Genomic DNA, 8,426 nt, shown 5'->3' on the forward strand with positions numbered 1-8,426 from the left:
ATCCTGGGTGAACTACCAGTGCCCAAGGCGCTCGCCGACGTCGTCGGCGGCAAGTCCGACGCCCGCGCCGCCGCCGAACGCGCCCGCAAGGACGTCGAGGCGATAGCCAAGGGCGTCAATTGACCACCACCGCGCCGGAGGCCGGCCGCTCCCCCACCCCGGAGCGGTCCCGCCGACCCGGCCGGCGCCCGCTGACGCTGCGCCGCCGCGAGTCCCGCGCCGGGCTCGCGCTGGTCGCCCCGACCCTGCTCGTCGTGCTCGCGGTGATCGGCATACCCATCGTCTGGACGGTGGTGCTGGCCTTCCAGCGGGTACGCCTGGCGACGCTGCGCAAGACCGGCCTGTTCGGCGAGCTGACGCTGGACAACATCGACCGGGTGCTGCACACCCCCGGGTTCGCCGACACGCTCTGGACCACAGTGCTCTACAGCGTCGGCGGCACCGCCGGCTCGATAGTGGTGGGCCTGGTGGCGGCGCTGGCCGTACGCGGGCCGTTCCGGGGCCGCACGCTGGTCCGCGCGTCGATGCTGCTGCCGTACGTGGCGCCGGTGGTCGCCATGACGTTCGTCTGGCAGGTGATGCTGGACCCGCAGCTCGGCATCGTCAACGACTGGGGCAAGCGCTTCCTCGGCTGGGATCAGCCGGTGCCGTTCCTGTCGCAGGAGTCCACCGCGCTGTGGACGGTGATCGCGTTCGAGGCGTGGCGCTACTTCCCGTTCGCGTTCCTGTTCCTGCTCGCGCGGCTCCAAGCCGTGCCCGGTGAGCTGGAGGAGGCCGCCCGGGTCGACGGCGCCACACCCACGCAGCGGTTCCGGCACATCCTGCTGCCGCAGCTCATGCCGGTGATCGCGCTGATCGGCGTGCTGCGGTTCATCATGACGTTCAACAAGTTCGACGACGTCTACCTGCTCACCGGCGGCTCGGCCGGCACCGAGGTGGTGAGCGTCCGCGTCTACCAGTTCCTCACCGCCCGCACCGACATCGGCGCGGCCGCCGCCCAGGCCGTCGTGCTCGCCGTGGTGCTGCTCGTGTTCGTGGCGATCTACCTGCGCTTCTTCGGCGCGCGACGGGAGGCGTGATGGACCGGGACCGGATCGAGACGGTCAGCCTGCGCTGGCTGCGCCGGCTGGTGATCGCCGGGTTCCTGGTGGTCACGCTGCTGCCGTTCTGGTACATGCTGGTGCTGTCGGTACGCCCGATCGAACGCCTGCTGCTCGACCCCGGCTCGCTGTGGGTGCCGTTCGGCGAGCTGACCGTCGCCACGTACGCGGAGGTGCTGAAATCCGTCTCCGACGGCGGCCAGGGCTTCCTCACGTTCATCCGCAACAGCGGCCTGGTGGCGCTCGCCGCCACCGCGCTCACCCTGGTGATCGCCATTCCCGGCGCGTACGCGGTGTCCCGCCTGCGGTTCTTCGGCCGACGCCAGGTCAGCGCGCTGTTCCTGGCGGTCTACCTGTTCCCGTCGATAGTCATCGCGATCCCGCTGTTCGTGGTCTTCACCCGGGCCGGGCTGCGCGGGTCGCTGACCGGCCTGGTGCTCGTCTACATCTCGCAAACCCTGCCGGTGTCGGTCTACATGCTGAAGAACTACTTCGAGACCATCCCGGTCAGCCTCGAGGAGTCGGCGGCGATCGACGGCGCCGGCCGGCTCGGCATCATCCGCCGGGTCAGCCTGCCGCTCGCCGCGCCGTCGGTGATGGCCGTCGCGCTGTACGACTTCATGATCGCCTGGAACGAGTACCTGTTCGCGCTGCTGTTCCTGGTCGATCGACCCGACCGGTGGACCGTGTCGCTGGGGCTGTCGCTGCTCGCCGACGGCGTGGAGGTGCCCAAGACCGTGCTGATGGCCGGCTCGGTCATCCTCACGCTGCCGATCGTGGTGCTGTTCTTCGCCGGGGAGCGAATGCTCACCGAGGGACTCACCAGCGGGGCCGAGAAGGGCTGAGCGTCCGTGCCAGGATGATCGGGTGCGAGCATCACGGGAGGACCGACCGGCCGGCACCCGACTGGCCCGGCTGCTCACCGAGGCGCTCGCCCCGACCGTCCTGGTCACCGCGCTGCCGCTGATCGCCGCCGCCCGGGTCAGCCGCTCGGCGGGCCAGTTCCTGCTCTGGGGCGGCATCGCGCTCACGTTCTGCGCCGTCATCCCGATCGGCGTGCTCGTCCACGGCGTACGCCGGGGGCGGCTCACCGACCGGCACGTCGGCGACCGCACCCAGCGGGCCCGGCCGCTGTCGATCGGGCTGGCCTCGGTCGCGGCCGGGTTGCTGCTGCTGGCGGCGGTCCGCGCGCCCGCCGAACTGTTCGCCGTGATCGTGGTGGTCTTCGTGGTCGGCGCGGCGTGCGCGCTGGTGAACCACTGGTGGAAGCTGAGCATCCACGCGGCGGTCGCCGCCGCCACCGTCGCCGTGCTGGTGCCGCTGGCCGGGCCGGCGGCGAACCTCGGCTGGGCGCTCGTCGCGGCGGTCGGCTGGTCCCGGGTACGGCTGGTCGACCACACCTGGCCGCAGGTGCTGGCCGGCGTCGCGCTCGGCGGACCGCTGGCCGCCGGCACGTTCCTGGCGCTCGCCTGACCCGCCGCCACAAGATCAGCTACGGTGGCCTCATGGGCAAGCCGACCCGCTGGGTGACCGACACGAAGCCCGGCCACTCGCAGTGGTACGTGGACCGCTTCCGCCAGCTCGCCGCCGAGGGCGCCGACCTGTCCGGTGAGGCGCGGCTGCTCGACGCGCTCGTACCGCCGGGCGCGCGCGTGCTGGACGCCGGCTGCGGCACCGGCCGGGTCGCCGCCGCGCTCGCCGCACGCGGGCACGACGCCGTCGGCGTGGACGCCGACCCGACACTCGTCGAGGCGGCCCGCGCCGACCACCCCGGCCCCCGCTTCCTGGTCGCCGACCTGGCCGAGCTGGACCTGGCCGCGCAGGGTGAGGCCGAGCCGTTCGACGCCGCCGTGCTCGCCGGCAACGTGATGGTCTTCGTCGCCCCCGGCACCGAACGCGACGTGCTGGCCCGCGTCGCCGCCCACGTGCGCCCGGACGGCCTGGTGGTGGTCGGTTTCGCCACCGACCGCGGCTACCCGGTCGGCGACCTGGACGCCGACGCGGTGGCCGCCGGGCTGCGCCCCGAGCACCGTTTCGCCACCTGGGACCTGCGCCCCTGGCGCGACGACGCCGACTTCGCGGTGAGCGTGCTGCGCCGCCCCGCCGACTGACCCTTCTCCTGCCGACCAGGGCTCAGGCGGGTGCGGCGACGGTGCGGGCGGCCTCCGGGTCGAGCGGGCTGCCCGCCGGCAGGAGGTCCACCAGGCCCGCCGGCAGCCGCGCCGGACGCACCCCGGCGTAGCCGAGCATGCCCGGCACGTCCGCGCCGGTCAGCGCGTACCGCCGCCCCAGGTCGGTGACCACGCAGACCGTGCCGCCGGTCGCGCCCGGCGCGGACACCGCCTCCACCAGCGCGCCACGTCCCGGCTCCACCACCACCTCGTCGGCGATGCCCAGCGGCAGACCGCGCGGCACCCCCTCGATGGCGCGGCGGCCGACCAGCACCGTCTTCGGCTGCTCCGCCCCGATGATCAGCAGCGCGGAGGCGTAGTTCAACACCGGGTGCAGCTTCTCGTCGCGGTAGACGAACCGTGCGCCCGACTCCTTCTCCACGATCACCGCGCCGGTCTCGCGCCACGAGTCACCGCCGCCGGTGAACAGGCCGTAGAGGGCGACGCCGCCGAGCGCGATCGCGGCGACCAGGACGCTGGCCAGACCGGCGCCGGCCAGCCGGCGGAACGGGGACTGCGGCGGGTCCGTCTCCCGCATGACGAGCGCGGCGACCGCCCGCTGGACGGTGAACTGGTACGAGTGCAGCTGGTCCTGCCGCGACGCCATCGTGTCCCTTCCCGCCGGGATGGTCGGCGCACAGGATAAGCGCTCCGTCGATGCCCCGGCGACCCTGCGTGTCCCTCACCGGCCCGGACCCCACCACCTCCCCGAGCTGGAGTCGATCAAGGCGGCCAGGACCACCCCACCCGGAATGGATACCCCCGGGGGTGTGTTACACATGCAGAACCCGAATCAACGGAGGTACCGATGGCCAGCGTGGCGTTGACCACCACCGACTTCGCGGAGACCGTCAACCGGGACGGCATCGTCCTGGTCGACTTCTGGGCCGCCTGGTGCGGTCCCTGCCGGGCGTTCGCGCCGGTCTACGAGAAGGCCAGCGAGCAGCACCCGGACATCGTCTTCGGCAAGGTCGACACCGAGGCGGAGCCCACCCTCGCGGCGGCCGCCCAGATCCGGTCGATCCCGACGCTCATGGCGTTCCGGGACGGCATGCTGGTGTTCGCCCAGCCGGGCGCTCTGCCGACGGCGGGGCTGGAGGAGCTGATCCGGGCCGTGCGTGACCTCGACATGAACGAGGTCCGGGCCCAGGCCGGCGTCTGATCGGGGTGGCGACAGTAGTACCCCCTGGGGTATGTTCGAGCGCAGGAGGTGGGACGTGAATCTTCGACCCGAGATGACCGGCGAGGCGCTGACCCGGCTGAAGCGTGCCCGGGGGCAGCTCAACGCCGTCATCGAGATGATGGAGAACGGCGAGGACTGCCGCGCCGCGCTGACCCAGCTCGCCGCGGTCTCCAAGGCCATCGACCGGGCCGGCTTCAAGATCATCGCTTCCGGCATGCGCTACTGCGACGCCGCCCGCCAGGCCGGCGAGGAGCCGGAGATGACCGAGGAGGAGCTGGAGAAGCTCTTCCTGTCCCTGGCCTGACGGCGCCCGACCGACCGACCGAGTCCCGCCCGCCCGACCGGCTGAGCCCCGCCCGCGCCGTGTGACCACGGCGCGGGTGGGTAAACCACTGCCCGGAGAACCCGGGCCGCAGACTGTCCCACACATACCCCCCGGGGTATATAGGCAATGAGAGGAAACGACATGACTCTCGACGTGTCCGTCATCGCGACCTCCTCGCTCGGCGACCGCAGCTACCTGGCCTCCGACGGCCGGGTGGCGATCGTGGTCGACCCGCAGCGCGACATCGACCGCATCCTCTACCTGGCCGGCGCCAAGGGCGTACGGATCACCCACGTGGTGGAGACGCACATCCACAACGACTACGTCTCCGGCGGCCTGGAGCTGGCCCGGATCACCGGCGCGCAGTACCTCGTGGCCGCCGCCGACACCGTCGAGTTCGACCGCACGCCGGTCTCCGACGGCGACACCGTGCCGGTCTCGGACACCATGCGGCTGCGGGTGCTCGGCACCCCGGGCCACACGTTCCACCACCTGTCGTACGTGCTCGACGAGCGCGACGGCGACTGGACGCCGGCCGGCGTGTTCACCGGCGGCTCGCTGCTGTTCGGCACCACCGGCCGCACCGACCTGCTGGGCCAGCAGTACGCGCACGAGCTGGCGCACCACCAGCACGCCTCCGCGCGCAAGCTGGCCGACCTGCTGCCCGACGGCGCGCAGGTGTGGCCCACGCACGGCTTCGGCAGCTTCTGCTCGGCCAGCCAGGCCGACGCCCCCGAGTCGACGATCGGCCGGGAGAAGCAGGCCAACCCGGTGCTGCGGCTGGCCGCCGACCAGTTCGTCACCGAGACGCTGGCCGGGCTGGACGCCTACCCGGCGTACTACGCCCACATGGGCGTGGCGAACGCCGCCGGTCCCGCCCCGGTGGACCTCACGCCGGTGGCCCGCGCCGACGCCGACGAGCTGCGCCGTCGCATCGCCGCCGGCGAGTGGGTGGTCGACCTGCGCCACCGAAAGGCGTACGCGGCCTCGCACCTGGCCGGCACGGTCAGCCTCGGCCTGGACGGGCCGATGTCGACATGGCTCGGCTGGCTGATCGACTGGGGCGTGCCGATCACGTTCCTGGCGCAGACCCCGGAGCAGGTCGCCGACGCCCAGCGGGAGCTGGTCCGCATCGGCATCGACCGCCCGGCCGCCCAGGCCACCGGCGAGCCCGAGCAGTGGACCGGCGACCCGTCGCAGCTGCGCGAGATGGCCGTGGCCGACTTCGACGCGCTGGCCGCCGCGCAGGCCGGGAAGACGCCGGCCGGGCTGCCCGAGCCGCAGGTCGTCCTCGACGTGCGGATGACAGGCGAGTGGACGGCCGGGCACATCGACGGCGCGGTCCACGTGCCGCTGCCGGACGTGCCGAAGCGGCTCGCCGACATCCCCGCCGGGACGGTCTGGGTGCACTGCGGCTCCGGCTACCGGGCCACCGCCGCCGCGTCCCTGCTCGCCAACGCCGGCCGCGACGTGGTGCTGATCGACGACTCGTACGGCCGGGCCGAGGCGGCCGGCGTACGCATGGCGCCCAGCGCCTGACCTCTCCCCGAGCGCCCGGCCGGCGTGCCCCTGCGCCGGCCGGCGTTCGACCCTGCCCGAAAACACCCGCTGAAGGAGACAGAGCATGACCACGACCACCCCCACCACCATCGACGCGGCGACGCTGCGCGAACTGATCGCCGCCGGCCGTACGCCCCGGATGCTCGACGTGCGCACGCCCGGTGAGTTCGAGGCGGCGCACATCCCCGGCGCGTACAACGTGCCGCTGGACCTGCTCCGGGAGCACCGCGCGGAGCTGCGCAGCCACCTGGACGAGGACGTGGTGCTGATCTGCCGCTCCGGCGTCCGGGCCGGCCAGGCCGGTCAGGCGCTCGGCACCGTCGGCCTGCCCAACGTCAAGGTGCTCGACGGCGGCATGCTGGCCTGGCAGGCCACGAACGCGCCGGTCAACCAGGGCCGGGCCCGCTGGGACCTGGAGCGCCAGGTACGTCTCGTCGCCGGCTCGATCGTGCTCGCCGCGATCCTCGGGTCGGTGTTCGTGCCGGGCCTGAAGTGGGTCGCCGCGTTCATCGGCGCGGGCCTCACGTTCGCCGCGCTCACAAACACCTGCGCCATGGGCATGCTGCTGAGCAAGCTGCCGTACAACCGGGGCGCGAGCTGCGACCTGGACACGATCGTGGGGCAGCTGCGCGACGGGAGCCGCAGGTGACCACCCTCGCGCTGACGCTGGCCGGCGCGGTGCTGATCGGCGTGACGCTGGGTCTGCTCGGCGGCGGCGGTTCGATCCTCGCCGTGCCGCTGCTGGTCTACGTCGCCGACCTGCCCGCGAAGGAGGCCATCGCCACCTCGCTGCTCGTCGTCGGCGTGACCAGCGCGGTGGGCGTGCTGCCGCACGCCCGCGCGAACCGGGTCCGCTGGCGCACCGGGCTCATCTTCGGCGTGGCCGGCATGACCGGCGCGTACGCGGGCGGCCGGCTGGCCGAGTTCGTGCCGGCGAGCGTCCTGCTCACCGGGTTCGCGCTGATGATGCTGGCCACCGCGGTCGCGATGCTCCGGGGCCGCCGGTCCACCGAGGGCCGGTCGAAGCCGCACGAGCTGCCGATGCTGCGGGTGGTCGGGGACGGCGTGGTCGTCGGGCTGGTCACCGGCCTGGTCGGCGCGGGCGGCGGCTTCCTGGTCGTACCGGCTCTGGCCCTGCTGGGCGGGTTGCCGATGCCGGTGGCGGTCGGCACCTCGCTGGTCGTCATCGCGCTGAAGTCGTTCGCCGGCCTGGCCGGCTACCTGTCCAGCGTGCAGATCCACTGGGGGCTGGCCGGCGCGGTCACCGCCGCCGCGGTCGTCGGCAGCCTGCTCGGTGGCCGGCTCGCCGGGCGGATCCCGGCCGACGTGCTGCGCCGCGGCTTCGGCTGGTTCGTCGTGGTGATGGGCGTGTTCGTGCTCGCCCAACAGCTGCCGCTGATCTGGGGACTCACCGTGGGAGCGCTTGCCGCGGCCGGTACGGTCACCATGGCGGTGTGGGCCCGCCGAGGAAGGGGACACAGTGGACAGCAGCACCTGGGACAGCCGGTACGCCGACACGCCCGGGCTGGTGTGGAGCGCTGAGCCCAACCGTTTCGTGGTCGAGTCGGTCGCCGGACTGACTCCCGGGTCGGCGCTGGACATCGCGGCCGGCGAGGGACGCAACGCGGTCTGGCTGGCCGGTCAGGGCTGGCGGGTGAACGCGGTGGACTTCTCCACCGTGGCCGTCGAGCGGGGGCGGCAGATGGCCGCCGCGCGGGGCGTGACCGTCGACTGGCGGGTAGCGGACGTGACCGCGTACCGGCCGGTGCCGAACAGCTACGACCTGGTGCTGATCAGCTACCTGCACCTGCCCGCCGCCGAGTTCGCCGGCGTGCTCGCGGCGGCGAAGTCCGCGCTGCGCCCCGGCGGCACGCTCGTGGTGGTCGGGCACGACCTGGCCAACCTCACCGGTGGCACCGGCGGCCCGCAGGACCCCGCCGTCCTGCTCACGCCCGAGGCGGTGGTCGACGGGCTGGCCGGGCTGCGGGTCCAGCGCGCCGAGACCACCCGCCGGCCGGTCCCGACGAGCGACGGCGGCGCCGTGGACGCGCTGGACACGGTCGTGGTGGCCACCCGCCCCGCCGACT

11 protein-coding genes are annotated in these 8,426 nt (G+C 73.3%); 10 read left to right on the forward strand and 1 reads right to left on the reverse strand.

Translation table 11 applies throughout. The features are described 5' to 3' along the window. The first annotated feature begins 119 nt into the window (after positions 1–119). Genes KBX39_RS15645 through KBX39_RS15660 form a run of 4 tightly spaced genes read left to right on the forward strand, consistent with a single transcriptional unit; the run spans position 120 to position 3,211 of the window. Positions 120–1,079: a carbohydrate ABC transporter permease gene (locus tag KBX39_RS15645; RefSeq protein WP_113973852.1), complete on the forward strand. Its 960-nt coding sequence runs from the start codon at positions 120–122 to the stop codon at positions 1,077–1,079. After that, positions 1,079–1,945: a carbohydrate ABC transporter permease gene (locus KBX39_RS15650; protein WP_043330209.1), complete on the forward strand. Its 867-nt coding sequence runs from the start codon at positions 1,079–1,081 to the stop codon at positions 1,943–1,945. The genes KBX39_RS15645 and KBX39_RS15650 overlap by 1 nt, the downstream gene beginning before the upstream one ends. Positions 1,946–1,967: 22 nt before the next feature. Beyond that, on the forward strand, positions 1,968–2,573 hold the full coding sequence (locus KBX39_RS15655) for a phosphoesterase PA-phosphatase (RefSeq protein WP_069088186.1): 606 nt from the start codon (positions 1,968–1,970) through the stop codon (positions 2,571–2,573). A 32-nt stretch (positions 2,574–2,605) separates the two neighbouring features. After that, the gene (locus tag KBX39_RS15660) at positions 2,606–3,211 is read left to right on the forward strand and encodes a bifunctional 2-polyprenyl-6-hydroxyphenol methylase/3-demethylubiquinol 3-O-methyltransferase UbiG (RefSeq protein ID WP_043324656.1); all 606 of its coding nucleotides are present in this window, start codon (positions 2,606–2,608) and stop codon (positions 3,209–3,211) included. 22 nt (positions 3,212–3,233) lie between these two features. On the opposite strand, the gene KBX39_RS15665 is transcribed toward KBX39_RS15660, so the two are convergent. Further along, positions 3,234–3,878, reverse strand: a complete 645-nt coding sequence (locus KBX39_RS15665; protein ID WP_210871231.1) for a type VII secretion protein EccB — start codon at positions 3,876–3,878, stop codon at positions 3,234–3,236. Between the two features lie 201 nt (positions 3,879–4,079). On the opposite strand from KBX39_RS15665, the gene trxA reads away from it, so the two are divergent. The 6 genes from trxA to KBX39_RS15695 all read left to right on the forward strand — a co-directional run. Beyond that, complete coding sequence (gene trxA / locus KBX39_RS15670; RefSeq protein ID WP_210871233.1) at positions 4,080–4,433, forward strand: thioredoxin; 354 nt, start codon at positions 4,080–4,082, stop codon at positions 4,431–4,433. A 55-nt stretch (positions 4,434–4,488) separates the two neighbouring features. After that, positions 4,489–4,758, forward strand: a complete 270-nt coding sequence (locus tag KBX39_RS15675; protein WP_013285930.1) for a metal-sensitive transcriptional regulator — start codon at positions 4,489–4,491, stop codon at positions 4,756–4,758. Positions 4,759–4,920: 162 nt separating this feature from the next. After that, complete coding sequence (locus tag KBX39_RS15680; RefSeq protein ID WP_210871235.1) at positions 4,921–6,318, forward strand: MBL fold metallo-hydrolase; 1,398 nt, start codon at positions 4,921–4,923, stop codon at positions 6,316–6,318. Positions 6,319–6,403: 85 nt separating this feature from the next. Further along, a complete protein-coding gene (locus KBX39_RS15685) occupies positions 6,404–6,988 on the forward strand; it encodes a rhodanese-like domain-containing protein (protein WP_064446201.1) in 585 nt (194 codons plus the stop codon). Continuing rightward, the gene (locus tag KBX39_RS15690) at positions 6,985–7,881 is read left to right on the forward strand and encodes a sulfite exporter TauE/SafE family protein (protein WP_043324662.1); all 897 of its coding nucleotides are present in this window, start codon (positions 6,985–6,987) and stop codon (positions 7,879–7,881) included. The genes KBX39_RS15685 and KBX39_RS15690 overlap by 4 nt, the downstream gene beginning before the upstream one ends. Next, positions 7,820–8,426: bifunctional 2-polyprenyl-6-hydroxyphenol methylase/3-demethylubiquinol 3-O-methyltransferase UbiG (locus KBX39_RS15695; RefSeq protein ID WP_043324663.1), on the forward strand; the 607-nt coding region annotated here is incomplete at its 3' end. The genes KBX39_RS15690 and KBX39_RS15695, both read left to right, overlap by 62 nt.

Source organism: Micromonospora sp. D75 (assembly GCF_018070405.1).
Taxonomy (GTDB): domain Bacteria; phylum Actinomycetota; class Actinomycetes; order Mycobacteriales; family Micromonosporaceae; genus Micromonospora; species Micromonospora chalcea.

Bases quoted from the DNA above. Each gene is read 5' to 3' on its own strand.
- KBX39_RS15650 (WP_043330209.1), top strand. From the start codon at position 1,079: ATGGACCGGGACCGGATCGAGACGGTCAGCCTGCGCTGGCTGCGCCGG.
- KBX39_RS15660 (WP_043324656.1), top strand. From the start codon at position 2,606: ATGGGCAAGCCGACCCGCTGGGTGACCGACACGAAGCCCGGCCACTCG.
- KBX39_RS15665 (WP_210871231.1), bottom strand. From the start codon at position 3,878: ATGGCGTCGCGGCAGGACCAGCTGCACTCGTACCAGTTCACCGTCCAG.
- trxA (WP_210871233.1), top strand. From the start codon at position 4,080: ATGGCCAGCGTGGCGTTGACCACCACCGACTTCGCGGAGACCGTCAAC.
- KBX39_RS15680 (WP_210871235.1), top strand. From the start codon at position 4,921: ATGACTCTCGACGTGTCCGTCATCGCGACCTCCTCGCTCGGCGACCGC.
- KBX39_RS15685 (WP_064446201.1), top strand. From the start codon at position 6,404: ATGACCACGACCACCCCCACCACCATCGACGCGGCGACGCTGCGCGAA.